At 36.7% G+C, this 15,413-nt stretch carries 15 protein-coding genes; 12 read left to right on the top strand and 3 right to left on the bottom strand.

Annotated features, from left to right (window positions below):
* Window positions 1-2: 2 nt before the first annotated feature.
* The 4 genes from RBH94_RS15425 (at window position 3) to RBH94_RS15410 (ending at window position 2,520) form a co-directional block, all read left to right on the top strand.
* Window positions 3-761 (top strand): SDR family oxidoreductase, encoded by a 759-nt coding sequence (locus tag RBH94_RS15425; protein ID WP_307881708.1) that lies wholly within the window; start codon window positions 3-5, stop codon window positions 759-761.
* A gap of 80 nt (window positions 762-841) precedes the next feature.
* Window positions 842-1,132, top strand: a complete 291-nt coding sequence (locus RBH94_RS15420) for a hypothetical protein (RefSeq protein ID WP_307881707.1) — start codon at window positions 842-844, stop codon at window positions 1,130-1,132.
* A gap of 8 nt (window positions 1,133-1,140) precedes the next feature.
* Entirely contained in the window at window positions 1,141-1,734 is a 594-nt protein-coding gene (locus RBH94_RS15415; protein ID WP_307881706.1) for a peptidylprolyl isomerase, read from the top strand.
* A 30-nt stretch (window positions 1,735-1,764) separates the two neighbouring features.
* Window positions 1,765-2,520, top strand: a complete 756-nt coding sequence (locus tag RBH94_RS15410) for a nuclease-related domain-containing protein (protein ID WP_307881705.1) — start codon at window positions 1,765-1,767, stop codon at window positions 2,518-2,520.
* A 69-nt stretch (window positions 2,521-2,589) separates the two neighbouring features.
* On the opposite strand, the gene RBH94_RS15405 is transcribed toward RBH94_RS15410, so the two are convergent.
* The gene (locus tag RBH94_RS15405; protein ID WP_307881704.1) at window positions 2,590-3,942 is read right to left on the bottom strand and encodes a DEAD/DEAH box helicase; all 1,353 of its coding nucleotides are present in this window, start codon (window positions 3,940-3,942) and stop codon (window positions 2,590-2,592) included.
* 43 nt (window positions 3,943-3,985) lie between these two features.
* A complete protein-coding gene (locus RBH94_RS15400) occupies window positions 3,986-4,876 on the bottom strand; it encodes an aldose 1-epimerase family protein (protein WP_307881703.1) in 891 nt (296 codons plus the stop codon).
* A 79-nt stretch (window positions 4,877-4,955) separates the two neighbouring features.
* On the opposite strand from RBH94_RS15400, the gene pabB reads away from it, so the two are divergent.
* Window positions 4,956-6,248: an aminodeoxychorismate synthase component I gene (gene pabB, locus RBH94_RS15395; protein WP_307881702.1), complete on the top strand. Its 1,293-nt coding sequence runs from the start codon at window positions 4,956-4,958 to the stop codon at window positions 6,246-6,248.
* Here the strand turns inward: pabB and RBH94_RS15390 are convergent.
* Complete coding sequence (locus tag RBH94_RS15390) at window positions 6,245-6,937, bottom strand: hypothetical protein (RefSeq protein WP_307881701.1); 693 nt, start codon at window positions 6,935-6,937, stop codon at window positions 6,245-6,247. The genes pabB and RBH94_RS15390 overlap by 4 nt on opposite strands.
* A gap of 124 nt (window positions 6,938-7,061) precedes the next feature.
* Here RBH94_RS15390 and tilS point away from each other — a divergent pair, with 124 nt between their 5' ends.
* From tilS to RBH94_RS15355, 7 genes are all read left to right on the top strand, one after another.
* On the top strand, window positions 7,062-8,387 hold the full coding sequence (gene tilS / locus RBH94_RS15385; protein WP_307881700.1) for a tRNA lysidine(34) synthetase TilS: 1,326 nt from the start codon (window positions 7,062-7,064) through the stop codon (window positions 8,385-8,387).
* Window positions 8,387-10,012: an adenine deaminase gene (gene ade / locus RBH94_RS15380; protein ID WP_307881699.1), complete on the top strand. Its 1,626-nt coding sequence runs from the start codon at window positions 8,387-8,389 to the stop codon at window positions 10,010-10,012. Before tilS ends, ade begins: the two co-directional genes overlap by 1 nt.
* 2 nt (window positions 10,013-10,014) lie before the next feature.
* Entirely contained in the window at window positions 10,015-10,971 is a 957-nt protein-coding gene (locus tag RBH94_RS15375; protein WP_307881698.1) for a YheT family hydrolase, read from the top strand.
* A 104-nt stretch (window positions 10,972-11,075) separates the two neighbouring features.
* A complete protein-coding gene (locus RBH94_RS15370; protein ID WP_307881697.1) occupies window positions 11,076-11,531 on the top strand; it encodes a (2Fe-2S)-binding protein in 456 nt (151 codons plus the stop codon).
* A gap of 11 nt (window positions 11,532-11,542) precedes the next feature.
* Window positions 11,543-13,738, top strand: a complete 2,196-nt coding sequence (locus RBH94_RS15365) for a molybdopterin cofactor-binding domain-containing protein (protein WP_307881696.1) — start codon at window positions 11,543-11,545, stop codon at window positions 13,736-13,738.
* 27 nt (window positions 13,739-13,765) lie between these two features.
* Entirely contained in the window at window positions 13,766-14,794 is a 1,029-nt protein-coding gene (locus RBH94_RS15360; RefSeq protein ID WP_307881695.1) for an XdhC family protein, read from the top strand.
* A 4-nt stretch (window positions 14,795-14,798) separates the two neighbouring features.
* The gene (locus RBH94_RS15355) at window positions 14,799-15,413 is read left to right on the top strand and encodes a nucleotidyltransferase family protein (protein WP_307881694.1); all 615 of its coding nucleotides are present in this window, start codon (window positions 14,799-14,801) and stop codon (window positions 15,411-15,413) included.

Here is a 15,413-nt window from a genome sequence, read left to right as displayed (position 1 = left end):
TTATGACTACAAAAATAGCACTAGTAACAGGAGGAAGTCGAGGTTTAGGAAGAGATATGGCTATCAATCTGGCTAAAAAAGGGTTGGATGTTATTATCACTTACCATAGCAATGAAACAGCCGCACAAGAAGTTGTTGGTATTGTAGAAGGTTTAGGGCAAAGGGCCAAAACGTTTCAGTTAGATACAAGTTCTATAGCAGGATTTGATGCTTTTTTTAAAGAGGTAGCCGAATATCTTAATGAGGTAAATGGTAATCCTAATTTCGATTTTCTAATTAATAATGCCGGAACAGGACTTTATGTCCCTTTTGAAGACACCACCGAAGCCCAGTTTGATGAGATGGTTAATGTGCATTTAAAAGGTGTGTATTTCTTAACGCAAAAAGCGGTACCTTTTTTAAATGATAAAGGTGGTATTGTGAATATATCTTCAGGATTGGCACGATTTACCTTGCCCAAATCGTCGGCTTATGCTTCTATGAAAGGCGCTATAGATGTGTTTACACGTTATCTGGCAAAAGAACTTGCCTATAAAAAAATAAGAGCAAATGTTGTGGCGCCGGGAGCCATTGCTACCGATTTCGGAAATGGAGAGAATAAAACTAACGTAGAAAAAAGAAAACTACTTTCCAGTGTCACCGCTTTAGGTCGTGTGGGCGAGCCAGAAGATATTGGTAGTATTGTAGCCTTTTTATGCACCGATGATGCCGGCTGGATTAACGGACAGCGTATTGAAGCCTCAGGAGGCGTGTTTTTGTAATTGACTCCTACTATAATTATAAATCTCTGTTTAAAAATAATTATGTAGTTTGCGGGCGTTTTAACCCCTAATCTAAAATAATGAAATCAGTTTTATTTTTCACCTTCCTAACAGCAGTCGCGAAATCAGCAGTTATTGCATGTATAGGGCTTTTAGTTAAAGATCATTTTATAGCCTTTTTAACCTTAATTACCAGAAAAGCTATTCCGGAAAGCGAAGTAGAATCTGTAAATTCTGAAAAGTTTAATAATGTATTAAAATGGATAGGCATTGCTATTATAGCTTTAGGTGTATGTATGACTTTAACAGCTTTTGCAAGTTTTATTGCTGGTATTGAAATGTCTTCAAACCGATTAAAACTTAATTTCTAACCCTACCAATGAAATATCCTCATATCATAGTGGTATGTCTTCTTTTAGTACTATCCTGTAAAAAGGAAAAACACACCATGATTGAAATCGAAACAGAATTAGGAACTATTATTGCAGAACTATATGTTGATAAGGCTCCAAAAACTTGTGCTAATTTTTTAAAATATGTCGAACAAGGTGCTTACAAAGATGCCCGTTTTTACAGAACAGTCCGTTTAGATAACCAACTGCAAAGTGAAGTGAAGATAGAGGTTATTCAAGGAGGTACAGATTCTGAAGATGCAATGTTCGAGCCTGTAGCACATGAAAACACTAATGAAACAGGAGTTTTACATGAAGATGGTACCTTGTCTATGGCGCGTTATGAACCCGGAACTGCAACTACTGAGTTTTTCATTTGTTTAGGCAACCAACCGGAACTGGATTATGGCGGAAAACGTAATCCTGATGGACAAGGTTTTGCGGCCTTTGGTAAAGTCGTTCAGGGAATGGATATTGTTAAAGCTATTCAGCAGTTAAAAGATGAAGATCAGATGTTGATTGAGCCAGTGTCCTTTAAAATTGTATCTGTGAAATCTACAATTGGTTACAAGACTTTATAGACCAGCGAAAGGGTAGTTTGTTTTTTAAAAATGATAATCGTTGTTTTTCTTTTTGTTTTAATTTTTTACGGGTTTGCATACCATTATAAGAACACTATACGTCCAAGAATTATAGGAGCTCGAGGAGAGCAGGAGGTGTCAAAAAAATTAAGCAGGCTTAATAGACGAAAGTACCTGGTTTTAAATGATATTTTATTGAAATACGGAGATTCTACGACACAAATAGATCATATTGTTATTTGTGAGGCTGGGATTTTTGTTATTGAAACCAAAAACTATAAAGGCTGGATTCACGGACATGAAAATGCCGAATACTGGACACAAACGATTTTTAATTACAAGAAGAAACTTAGAAATCCTATTAAACAGAACTGGGTGCATGTGTTTGCATTAAAGGAAACTTTAGCTGAATTTGGGTTTATTGAATATTTTCCAGTTGTTGTATTTGCAGGGAGTGGAAAATTAAAGAATATCAAATCCTGGTTACCTGTTATTAAGACAAAAAAACTTCGCAGAACTATAAAGAAAGCAAATCAATCGCAGTATTTATGCAAAGACACCATGAAACAGATTGTAGAAACTATAGAAGCATGTAACATTGAGGACAGGAAGGCAAATAAGAGGCACATTAAACGGGTAAAAAAACAAGTTAGAGAAAAGAAGACCCTGGAAAAGGGAAAGGTTTGTCCGAATTGCAGTGGAAGTCTTGTTATTAAAGGCGGAAAGTATGGTAGTTTTTACGGATGTTTAAATTTCCCAAAATGCAGATATACACTTAATTTTTAATCATCTGAATTGCGAATAAGTAACATGAACAAAAAATCCCTGTTCAGTATTTCGAACAGGGATTTTTTATTACTTTCTTTTGTTCCTTTTGTTATAGTTTTTATCGCCTCGTGTTTTCGGCTTTTTATATTTTTTAGCGATTTTAAATTTGTATGAGCCTCCTAAGTTTTCTTTTTGGTTTTTGGCTTTCTTTTCATGAAATGCGGGACCAGGCATATCTTCCTCGCTACGTTTGGTCGGGTTATTGCGCTCTTTTACTTTGGTGCGTTCCTCTTCTAAAAGCTGATCGGAAATTTCTACCATTTCAGGTAATTCTAAAACAGGAATTTCCATATTCATTAAACGCTCGATGTTTTCACGGGCTTCCTGTTCTTTTTCAGTCGATAATAGAATAGCCTCTCCTTTACGTTCGGCGCGCCCAGTTCTACCAATACGATGCATGTAGTTTTCCGGGTAATCCGGGGTGTCTAAATTAATTACGTGACTTACGTTTTCAATGTCCAGACCACGAGCCATAACATCGGTGGCAACTAAAATACGGTTCTCTCCATTTCTAAATTGCTCGATACTACGTAAACGATAGTTTTGGGTTTTGTTAGAGTGAATGACACATAATTCTTCTTTGAAATGAAGGTCTAATTCCTCAAACAGTTTATCAGCAATCTTTTTATTCGATACGAATACAATTACCTTGTTAAAGGTTTCTGTATCATTTAGAATATGCACTAGCAGGTTGACTTTGGTAAAAAAGTTAGGGACATTATAACGCGTTTGCTGGATGTTTTCTAACGGCGTTCCTGAAACAGCAATTGATACACGTTCTGGAATGGTAAAGAAGTCGTTTAATAAGTCATCGACATCTTCTGTCATTGTAGCTGAGAACATAATATTCTGACGCTTTTCCGGAAGGATATCAAAAATATTAATCAGCTGGTGTCTGAACCCTAAATCCAGCATCACATCAACTTCATCAATCACTAACTTTTGAATTGATTTCAACTGTAATACGCGACTTAAAGCTAAATCATATAAACGCCCAGGTGTAGCGACTAAAATATCTAAACCTTCGGCAACAGCCATTTTTTGAGTGTTAATGTTGGTGCCACCATAAACACCAAGTACTCGGGTATTGATATATTTGGTTAGTTTTTCAATTTCTTCAACGACCTGAACCACCAATTCGCGTGTAGGCACTAAAATGAGTACACGTGGATTCTCCTGTTTAGAGAATTTTAAATTCTTTAAAATAGGCAGCATGTAAGCAAAGGTTTTACCAGTACCAGTCTGAGCAATACCAACAATGTCTCTCCCTGAGCTTACAATATTAAAAGCTTCGGCCTGAATAGGCGTGGGTGTTGTGAAGCCTAAATCGTCTAAGGCGTTATATAGCGGGGTGTTTAAATTTAAATCTCTAAAAGTCAAATCGTATCATTTATAGTGGGCAAAGTTACGCTTATTATTCTACTTACACTAAATGCGTGTTGTGTATTTCTATGCTATAGCTTGCTGTAAAATTATTTTTAGGATCTAATTTTAAAATGCCTTCCTTTGTTTTAAAATCCTGATTATGGTTCACACTGTCGGCAATCCCTAACCAAGGTTCAATGCAGACATAGTCTCCTGTAGGTTTAGCCCAAATACCTAAATATGGAAAATCATGATACGATACCGTTAAGATATCACCGGAATGAACACTGTTTAATGTAATGGTTTTAGACTTTAAGTCTTTAAAAATTAAAGCATCCTTATCGAAAAGGTTGTGTTTAAGTTTTATGGTGTCTGCATTGTTTAAAAGCGGTGCGGTTTCATTTAAAATAAGGCCGTCTGAAAGACTAACCATATGCGTTTCTGAATGTTCTGAATGTTCAAAAACTAAGCTGTAATCTTCATAGGTTTCGTTGTTATAAACAGGGCATTTAAATGCCGGATGTCCACCTAATGAAAAATACATGGGGGTATCGTCTAGGTTGTTAATCGTATGAATAACGTCTAAGGTGTTTTCGGTAAGTTTATAAGTAATGAGGAATTCAAATTTAAAAGGATAAACTTTTAGGGTTTCATCGTCATAGGACAGTTTAAACGTTAAACTATCCTTAGATTGCTCCACTAATTCTATGTTTTCATTGCCCCTAATAAAACCGTGTTTCGGTAATGTATAGGCTTTATTATCCAGAATATAAGTGTCGTTTTTTAAAGCGCCTATAACAGGAAACAGGTTAGGTGCAAAGCCAGCCCAAACATCGGGGTTGGCATCCCACATAAATTGGGTTTGGTGTTTTACAGAACTAATTTCGCATAATTCGGCGCCGGTGTTTTTAACGCTAATTTTTAGTAGGTCGTTTTCTAGTGTAAACATGAATAGAATATTTAATCTAATATACAAAACTTGTGAATTTTTAAGGATTCTACCTAAATTTGCGCCATAAATTTTTCACTTGAGAGTAGTACAAAATCACCATATCGAAGACATTCAGTTGTTTAAGCAGAAATTATTATTGTGGAGTCAGCAATTTGAAGATGTTGTTTGGCTAGATTCTAATAATTACAGGCAACAATACGGACAATATGATGCCGTGTTGGCGGTTGACGCGTTTACTAGTATAAAAACCGATTATACCCAGGCTTTTGAGCAATTAAAAGATTATCAAACACAAACGAAGGACTGGATTTTTGGGTATTTAACCTACGATTTAAAGAATGCAGTAGAACCTTTAGAGTCGAAGAACTATGATGGCTTAGGGTTTCCTGACTTGTATTTTTTTCAGCCAAAACGTTTATTCTTTATAAAAGAGAATGAGGTTGATGTTCAGTATTTAAATATGGTTGATGATGAAATGGAATCCGATTTTGAAGATATTCAGTCGGTAGATATTTCTGAAAAGCAACAACAGAGAGACCAGATAAAAATTCACCTTCGCATTCATAAAGACGCCTATCAGGAGAAAGTTGGTGCGATGTTAGAGCATATTCATCGTGGCGATATTTACGAGGCTAATTTTTGTCAGGAATTTTATGCTGAAGACACTCAGATTCCGCCTTTGGAAATTTATAATAAACTCAACAATATATCGAATCCGCCGTTTGCTACGTTTTTGAAATGTAACGACAAATATTTATTGTCAGCATCACCGGAGCGTTACATAAAAAAGGAAGGTAATAAGGTGATTTCTCAACCCATTAAAGGGACAGCAAAACGAGCTTTAGATGTAGCAGAAGATGAACAGCTGAAAAAAGAGTTGTTGGAGAATGAAAAGGAGCGTAGTGAAAATATCATGATTGTGGATTTGGTGCGTAACGATTTGTCTAAAACGGCCATTCGGGGTAGTGTTGAGGTGGAGGAATTGTGCAAGATTTACACCTTCGATCAGGTGCATCAAATGATATCGACAGTGAAGTCGCTAGTAACACCCGAAACACACCCGGTAGACATTATTGAAACCACATTCCCTATGGGGAGTATGACAGGGGCACCAAAGTTTTCGGCTATGAAAATTATTGAGACTTTGGAAGAAACTAAACGCGGACTTTATTCTGGAGCTGTTGGCTATTTTTCCCCAACAGGAGATTTCGATTTTAATGTGGTGATTAGGAGTATCCTTTATAATGAAACTAAAAAATACGTGTCCTATTCCGTTGGCGGCGCTATAACAGCTAAAAGCGATCCTCATAAAGAATATGAGGAATGTTTAGTGAAAGCAAAAGCTATGCGACAAGTGCTTGAAGACTAGTCTAAATTGGTTTCAAAACTCTTTTTAACCCAGTTAATAATATTCTCGATACGTTGTTCTTCAATTTGTTTTATTGCAGCAATATCGGCAATAGGTAATTTACCAAAGACGTATAAATCAATAATATTGGAAACGTTAATTGGTAATCTGGTGTAAATATTTCCGATAACCTGTCTTGAGACATTGCGTTTAGAAGCTTTTGTGTTAAAAGCATTTAAAATAGAATGGTTATTGTCATCGTAAAGAAACAGTTGCTTGTCATGTCCGTTCTGTTGGTAAGAGATATCATTCAGATCCTCATTCATAATATAATCAAAACCATCATCAATGGTATATTTCTCTTCCAGAGCTGATAGTTCTTCTTCTAGAAACTTGCGTGTACTAATGGTGTTTTTATGAAAAACTTCTTTTTCATAAATATTATCCAATTGTGAATTAACCATTTTAAAGAGTTTGAGTTTTAAGGTGTTGTTGTCTATATCTAAATCATAACCCTTTTCATAGAAAGCAACAATTGTGTCGTCTACTACACCATTTGAAGAATACATTTTTCTTGGAATAATACCTTTAGATTCTGCAATATAAAGTCGGTGCTTTACATAAGGATGTAGTTGTTGCGATGCGGTAAGTATCTTTTTATTGAAGGCTACCTGTGTTGCTTTATCGTTTAATTTATCAATGGTGCTCATGGTCCTCATCTATTAAAATTACAGTTATAAGATACTAAATTCTCAGATTTTAAACTAGTATTTTATCTCATTTTAAATAATTGTAGGATATCATTTTCAAAAGGCATTGTTGTATATTTGAAGCATGCTAAAAGAATTTCAAGATCATTTAGAATCTCGTTTATCGTTCTTAAAGGACAGTAAATTACTTATTGCTATTTCTGGCGGAATTGACAGTGTTGTACTTACACATTTATGTTGTAAAAGTCAATTACATGTAGCTTTAGCGCATTGTAATTTTAATTTACGTGGAAAAGAAAGTGATGCCGATGAAGACTTTGTGCTGCAGCTGGCAGAGGATTTAGATCTAGAAGTGTTTGTAGAAAGTTTTGATACTGAAGGGTATGCCGAAGAAAACAAACGTTCTATACAGATGGCAGCGCGCGAATTGCGGTATAATTGGTTTGCGGAATTATCAGAGCAGTTGCAATTTGATTATGTCTTAACCGCACATCACGCCGATGATAACTTAGAAACCTTTTTAATCAATTTTACACGTGGAACGGGGCTTGAAGGTCTAACCGGAATTCCGGAAGTGAATGAGGTGTTTGTTCGTCCGTTATTGCCTTTTTCTAATGAACAGATTGCAAATTTTGCGAAATATAATGATATAAAGTGGCGAGACGATAGCAGTAACAAATCGACCAAATACCTGCGTAACAAATTACGCCATGACGTTATCCCGATTTTAAAGGAGATTAACCCAAGCTTATTACAGAGTTTCCAAAGTACATTGAGTCATTTAAACGATACATCCAATATTGTTGAGTGTGCTATGGAAACGTTTTTAAAAGAAGCAATCATAAACGTGACCAATCAGGAAACAAAATATAAGGTTGAAACTTTTAAAAAGCAGAGTGCACCCAAAGCGTTTTTATATGAAACCTTCAAAAGTTATGGGTTTACACAATGGGAAGATATTTTAAACCTACTAACGGCACAACCCGGAAAATACGTGGCTTCAACGACGCATCGCTTAATTAAAGACCGCGATGTGTTAATATTAACGGGTAATACTAGCGAAATATTTCCTAATGAAAGTATAACAGTTTTAGATACTAATGCGACTTTAAAAATTCCTTGTGGTTATTTAGAGTTTTCTGAAGTTGATGTTTTAGATACAGAGCATCATGAGAATTGCATTTACATCGATAAAGGACTTTTGCATAGTCCGCTTACCATACGACAGAAAAAACAAGGCGATGCCTTTTCCCCATTAGGGATGAAAGGCAAAAAGAAAAAGCTGAGTAAGTTTTTTAAGGACGAAAAGTTTTCGTTGGTAGATAAAGAGAATACCTGGTTGTTTTGTAGTGATGATAATATTGTGTGGGTGATTGGGAAGCGCGCTGATGACCGATTTAAAGTGACTGACAAAACCAAGCATATTATAAAAATAGAATTAATTCAATAATGACAGTATTACAAGGGCAGATTGTCGACATAGTAAACCAACGTATTTTTAAAGGTGAAATAACCATTACAGATGGAGAAATCGCTTCAATTGAAGAAAAAGAACATGATGTAAATCATTATATTCTTCCTGGTTTTGTTGATGCCCACATACATATTGAAAGTTCTATGCTGGTGCCTAGTGAATTTGCTCGGTTGGCGGTTACTCATGGCACGGTGGCTACGGTTTCCGATCCGCATGAGATAGCCAATGTACTTGGTGTGAAAGGCGTGGAATTTATGATTGAAAACGGAAAAAAAGTGCCGTTTAAATTTAATTTTGGAGCGCCTTCCTGTGTGCCAGCGACTACGTTTGAATCCGCAGGAGCTGTAATTGATTCCGATGCTATTAAGATCTTACTTGAAAACCCGGATATCAAGTATCTGGCAGAAATGATGAATTATCCTGGTGTCTTGTTTGATGATGAAGAGGTCATGAAGAAACTCGCCTGTGCAAAGCATTATAAAAAACCTATTGATGGCCATGCTCCCGGATTACGAGGCGATGATATTACCAAGTATATAAATGCCGGAATAACAACAGATCATGAGTGTTTCACTTATGAAGAGGCTTTGGAAAAGCTTCAAAAGGGAATGAAAATTTTAATTCGTGAGGGGAGTGCTGCTAAAAATTTTGAAGCCTTAATCGATTTGGCTTCGGAACATTACCAAAACATGATGTTTTGTAGTGATGATAAACATCCAGACGATTTGTTAATCGATCATATTAATAGGCTTTGTGCTCGAGCCGTATCAAAAGGTATCGATGTATTTAAAGTGTTGCAAATGGCGTGTGTTAATCCTGTAAAACATTATAATTTAGATGTTGGATTATTACAGGTTGGTGATACTGCCGATTGTATTGTCGTAGAGGATTTAAAAGATTTTAAAACCCTTCAAACCTATGTTGATGGAGTCTTAGTTTTCGATCAAGGGAAATCGTTGATTAAACCTGTAGATTTTGATAATCTGAATAATTTCAATTGCGATAAAAAAACAATTGAAGAATTTAAAGTAGCATCTGCTGCTAAGCAAATTCGTGTTATAGAAGCTTTAGAAGGGCAGTTGGTTACCAACGAATTAATTGAAGATTCTAAAATTGAAGACAACAACCTCGTTTCAAATACAGAAAAAGACATACTAAAAATGTCGGTGGTTAACCGTTATCAAAATCAGAAACCATCCATCGCTTTTATTAAAAATTTCGGATTAAAAGAAGGTGCTATAGCCTCTTCGGTTGGTCATGATTCCCATAATATTATTGCTGTTGGTGTTTCAGATGAAGACATTTGTCGAGCCGTTAATTTACTCATCGAGAATAAAGGTGGTATTTGTGCGGTTTCTGAAACTGAAGAACAGGTTCTGCCGTTACCTGTAGCAGGAATTATAAGTGATAAGGATGGGAAAACGGTTGGTGAGGCTTATGCGAAGCTCGATGCCATGGCAAAACAATTGGGTAGTAGTTTGTATGCGCCTTATATGACTTTGTCCTTCATGGCTTTGCTGGTTATTCCCTCGTTAAAATTGAGTGATAAAGGCTTATTTGATGGTTCCCAATTTAAATTTACTACATTAGACGTTAATTAATTATGCCAGTATTACACAGTACATATAGTCCCTTATTTGTTTTTAGAAATGGGTTTGTTTCAACCGTATATTCGGGGTTAATCCGTTCAGTTAAACTTGAACAGGAACGCAAGCGTATTGAACTTAGAGATGGTGATTTTCTAGATTTAGACTGGAGCTATGCAGGGTCTAAAACCGATAAGCTTATTTTGTGTTTCCACGGTCTGGAAGGCAATGGGCAACGTCCATATCTCACGGCAACGGCAAAATTATTTAATGAAAATGATATCGATGCGATTTGCGTGAATTTCAGAGGGTGCAGTGGTGAGGATAATTTAAAGTTTAGAAGTTATCATTCCGGTGCTACAGAAGATTTAGAAGATGTTCTTCAGTATGTGTTAGATTTAAATAGGTATTCTGAAATTTACTTGTACGGAGTTAGCCTTGGAGCCAATTTGATTTTGAAATATTTAGGGGAACGCAATGATGTCCCAACGCAGGTTAAGGCTGCTGTAGCGGTATCGGTACCTGCAGATTTAAACGGATCATGTTTGGAATTGTTAAAACCTAAAAACAGACCTTATGCGAACCGGTTTTTAAATCATTTAACGAAAAAACTCATAAACAAAGCGGTTAAATACCCTGACGATTTATCATATGAGGAATTCTGTACCATAAACACGCTTCGGGATTTTGATGAGGTGTATACCGCAAAGGCTCACGGCTTTAAAGATGCTTCCGATTATTATGAGAAAAGCAGTTGCTTACAGTTTCTACCTAATATAAAAACGCGAACACTCATTATTAATGCATTGAATGATTCTTTCTTATCACCAGAGTGTTATCCTGTAAAAGAGGCTAAAGAAAATCCGAATCTGTTTTTAGAAATGCCAAAAAATGGAGGACATGTTGGTTTTATTGATAAACGCAATGTGTATTACAATGAAAAGCGCGCTTTAGAGTTTGTTCTGAAATCTTAAAAAAGTCTTAAAATCATATAACAAGTATTCTTTTTTGTATTTTTAAAGGAATTGGTTTTAGTCAAATTACTGTAAAACCTTCTTTTAACTTAATACAAATTAATATGCCTGAGTATAAATTACGCATTAACGGAACTTCTCATAATGTTAATGTAGACGACGATACCCCTTTGCTTTGGGTATTGCGAGATGAATTAAAGCTTCTTGGAACGAAATTCGGATGTGGTATTGGCCAGTGTGGAGCATGTACTGTACATTTTGAAGGTGCTGCCGTACGTAGTTGTTTGATTGCCGTATCGACCATTGGAACATCAGAAATTACAACCATAGAAGGTTTGTCGGAAGAAGGCGATCATCCGGTACAAAAGGCTTGGTTGGAACATGATGTTCCGCAGTGTGGCTATTGTCAGAGCGGACAAATTATGAATGCGGCTGCTTTGTTATCAGAAAACCCAAAACCAACAGATAAAGATATCGATAATGCTATGAGTGGAAATATTTGCCGTTGTGGTACTTATGTAAGAATTAAACAAGCTATTAAAACCGCATCTAACCAATAAAAGCAGGCATTATGACAAAGATAAAAACACAATATAATCGTCGTTCATTTTTGAAAATATCTGCTGCTGCAGGAGGAGGTATGCTCATTGGGTTCAGCTGGCTAACCGGATGTGTTTCCGAAGGAAAAACAGAGAAAACTCTGGCCATACCAAACGAATGGTTTGAAATAAATGGCTACATAAAAATTGGAGATACAGGCTTGGTTACCATTTATTCTCCCAACCCGGAAATTGGTCAGAATGTAAAAACCTCTATGCCAATGATAGTTGCGGAAGAGCTGGATGTAGATTGGAAGCATGTTATTGTAGAGCAGGCGCCATTAAATACAGGTTTTTATAATAATCAGGTTGCAGGAGGGAGTCAGTCCATTAGAAGAGGGTGGCATCCCTTACGAATGGCCGGAGCTACAGCCAGAAGAATGTTGTTAGAGGCTGCGGCAAAAGAATGGGGTGTTGAGGTTGTTGCTTTAACTGTTGCTAATGGTGTTATTAAAGAAATTGAAGGGGAACGAACTATAGGCTATGGCGATATTGCTGAAAAAGCTGTTGGGATTACCGTGCCAGAAGAGGTAGAATTAAAAGACATTAAAGATTTTAAGTTGATATCTACAAGTGTTAAAAATGTAGACGGTAAAAATATAGTTACTGGTAAACCTTTATTCGGGTTAGATTTTCAACGAGAAGGGATGCAATTAGCAATGATACAACACCCGCCTGCTTTCGGGATGAAGGTGAAAGATTTTAATGAAACAGAAATTAAGTCAATGTCGGGGGTTAATGATGCTTTTGTTGTTGACATTACAATACCTGATCCAGGTTATTTCGATGAGAAAGGCTATTTGCAACTAGTTGCTATTGTTGGAGAGTCAACCTGGCAATTAATGAAGGCGAAGAAGGCATTAAAAATTAATTGGGAACAGGTTGGTGAATTGGAAGATTCAGAAGTGCATATGAAACGAATGGAAGCCACTTTAGCTTCTGGTGAGATGAGTGAGAGTCGAAAAGACGGCGATCCAGAGGCGGCATTCAAAAAAGCATCTAAGGTTATCGAACGCACATATAGTTCGCCATTTTTACCGCATAATACTATGGAACCGATGAACTTTTTTGCTCACGTAACAGAGACATCGGCAGAACTCGTAGGACCAACCCAAACACCACAAGCCTTAGAAGGATCGGTATCTAAATTATTAGGATTGCCTATTGAAGATGTTACCGTAAATATGACGCGTATTGGTGGAGGTTTTGGTAGACGATTATATGTGCATTTTGGAGTAGAAGCGGCGGCTATATCAAAACACATTGGAGGTCCCGTAAAGTTGATATATACCCGTGAAGACGATATGACTCAAGGTACTTACCGACCAGCATATTTAGCGACTTACAAAGCCGGATTAGATGAAAATAATAATTTAGTCGCTTTTTCCGTGAAAGGAACAGGTTTGCCGTCAAGCCCAGTGTTTGAACATCGTTTTCCGGCAGGTACGGTAGATAATTATTTAGCGGAAAAGGCCAGCACTCCTACGAATATAACTACAGGAGCATGGCGCGCGCCCAGATCCCATTTTACGGCAGGAGCCGAACAATCGTTTTTAGATGAGGTGGCTGAACTGGCAGGAAAAGACCCCATCGAATTCCGTTTAGAATTGTTCGATCGGGCTATTTCAAACCCCGTAGGAAAGCGAAACGATTATGATGCTAAGCGTTATGCAGGTGTTTTAAAGTTGGTAAAAGAAAAATCCAATTGGGGACAGTCAATACCAGGAATTCACCGTGGTGTGGCAGCCTATTTTTGTCATAATAGTTATGTTGCCGAGGTCATTGATATTGCCATGGAAGACGGTAAGCCAAAAATCAAGAAAGTCTGGTGTGCTGTAGATTGTGGTATTGTAATAAATCGTGATGCAGCTAAAAATATGGTACAAGGTGGTGTTGTTGATGGTATTGGTCATGCCATGTATAGTCAGTTAACGTTTAAAGAAGGAATGCCACAAGAAAATAATTTCAATACCTATCGATTAATACGTCATTCGCAGGCACCAGAAGCTATAGAAGTATTTTTTGTTGAAAATGATATAGATCCTACAGGTCTTGGGGAGCCGGGATTACCGCCGGCTGTTGGAGCTTTAGCAAATGCACTTTATCAGGCTACTGGCGAACGTTATTATCATCAACCATTTATGTCATTAAAACCTGTAATGGGATAATAGTCAGAATTAACAACAAAACAAACTATGACACACGAATTCAAAACACTTGTTGAAACTGCTATTGACTGGAAAAAGGAAAGTTTACAAGTTGTATTAGCAACGGTTGTGGCTTTAGATGGCTCATCTTATAGACGTCCTGGAGTTAGAATGTTGTTAAACAACAAAGGGTTCTGGAAGGGCGCTGTAAGTGGCGGTTGTGTAGAAAAGGAAGTATATCGCGAATCACAAAGTGTTTTTGAAACAGGGCAGCCGAAAATGATGAGCTATGATGGGCGTTATCGCTTGGGTTGTGAAGGGGTGTTGTACATTTTATTAGAGCCTTTTAATCCTGATGAAGCATTTAATGAAGCGTTTTTCAATAGTATTAATGAAAGGAATCCCTTTACGATTTCCTCGTATTATGAAAAGCAAGAAGGGGAATTTAAAGGAATGGGCTCTGTAGTAGAATTAAATAAGGAGTTGTTTTCAATTAGTGGGAGTGAAATATTAAGTCAGGAAAAAGGGCAGTCAGCAGTTTTTAAGCAAGATCTGTCACCTTGTTTTAAACTCCTTATTATTGGAGCCGAACACGATGCTGTTAAATTATCTAAATATGCATTGTTAACGGGCTGGGAGGTTACTGTTGTTGCAAGGTCTAATGAGTTGAAATCGGCAGAGCATTTCTCTGGTGCTCATTTTGTGCAAATCATGGCACCTGAAAATATTAATGCGATGCAAATAGATCAGCAAACAGCTGTTGTGTTAATGACACATAATTTTGCAATAGACTTAAGGTATCTGGTCGCCTTAAAAGAAACAACACCCAATTATATTGGTTTATTAGGATCAACAAGACGTCGCGACGACTTATTATCGCAATTTATTGAATACTGTCCTGAGGTTACCGATGAATTTCTAGATGTTATTTATGGACCTGCTGGGATTGATATTGGTTCGGAAACTCCAGAAGAAATAGCTGTCTCAATAGTTTCAGAAATTTTAGCAGTTAATAGAAATAGAGAAACGTATTCCCTTCGAAAAAAATCAGGAAAGATTCATTCAAAGTCCAAATAAGTTAATGAATCCATCTTCTCAAATAGCTATGGTAATATTGGCTGCAGGGGCTTCTAAGCGAATGGGGGAGCCAAAACAATTGTTACTATGGGGAGATTCCACTTTGTTAGAGCACAGTATTGAAACGGCTCTTGATGTAAGTGCTAATCATGTTTACTTGGTTTTAGGAGCAAATTATAAAACATTAAAGAGTAAGATTGAAAGTCGTCCTGTGGAGATTATTTATAACCCCGATTGGGAAAAGGGATTAGGAAAATCCATTTCAAAAGCAGTAACTCATTTAAAGAATTCTAATTTGAAATTTGATGGCGTTTTGTTTTTGTTAGCTGATCAACCTTTTATCACTTCAGATTATTTAGAGCAAATGATAGGGGCATTTAAACCTAAAAAAGAACAAATTATAGCGACATCGTATGTAGATGGAGAAAATGGTGTTCCTGTTTTATTTGATGCTGTTTATTTTACAGAATTAGAAGCTTTGAATGAAGATAAAGGCGCTAAGCAAATTCTAAAACATCATAAACAGAAGGTTGAAATTTTATTTAGTGGGACTAAAAACATAGATTTGGATACACAAACCGAATATGTACACGCTTACCAGGCGAAATTTAAAAAGTAA

Origin of the sequence: Aestuariibaculum sp. YM273 (assembly GCF_030908365.1) — a bacterium.
Lineage (GTDB): Bacteria > Bacteroidota > Bacteroidia > Flavobacteriales > Flavobacteriaceae > Aestuariibaculum > Aestuariibaculum marinum.
This window is presented reverse-complemented; position numbering and strand designations above follow the sequence as displayed.

Coding starts and splice junctions, on each gene's coding strand:
- RBH94_RS15425 (WP_307881708.1), top strand. CDS start 3: ATGACTACAAAAATAGCACTAGTAACAGGAGGAAGTCGAGGTTTAGGA.
- RBH94_RS15420 (WP_307881707.1), top strand. CDS start 842: ATGAAATCAGTTTTATTTTTCACCTTCCTAACAGCAGTCGCGAAATCA.
- RBH94_RS15415 (WP_307881706.1), top strand. CDS start 1,141: ATGAAATATCCTCATATCATAGTGGTATGTCTTCTTTTAGTACTATCC.
- RBH94_RS15410 (WP_307881705.1), top strand. CDS start 1,765: ATGATAATCGTTGTTTTTCTTTTTGTTTTAATTTTTTACGGGTTTGCA.
- RBH94_RS15400 (WP_307881703.1), bottom strand. CDS start 4,876: ATGTTTACACTAGAAAACGACCTACTAAAAATTAGCGTTAAAAACACC.
- RBH94_RS15390 (WP_307881701.1), bottom strand. CDS start 6,937: ATGAGCACCATTGATAAATTAAACGATAAAGCAACACAGGTAGCCTTC.
- tilS (WP_307881700.1), top strand. CDS start 7,062: ATGCTAAAAGAATTTCAAGATCATTTAGAATCTCGTTTATCGTTCTTA.
- ade (WP_307881699.1), top strand. CDS start 8,387: ATGACAGTATTACAAGGGCAGATTGTCGACATAGTAAACCAACGTATT.
- RBH94_RS15375 (WP_307881698.1), top strand. CDS start 10,015: ATGCCAGTATTACACAGTACATATAGTCCCTTATTTGTTTTTAGAAAT.
- RBH94_RS15370 (WP_307881697.1), top strand. CDS start 11,076: ATGCCTGAGTATAAATTACGCATTAACGGAACTTCTCATAATGTTAAT.
- RBH94_RS15365 (WP_307881696.1), top strand. CDS start 11,543: ATGACAAAGATAAAAACACAATATAATCGTCGTTCATTTTTGAAAATA.
- RBH94_RS15360 (WP_307881695.1), top strand. CDS start 13,766: ATGACACACGAATTCAAAACACTTGTTGAAACTGCTATTGACTGGAAA.
- RBH94_RS15355 (WP_307881694.1), top strand. CDS start 14,799: ATGAATCCATCTTCTCAAATAGCTATGGTAATATTGGCTGCAGGGGCT.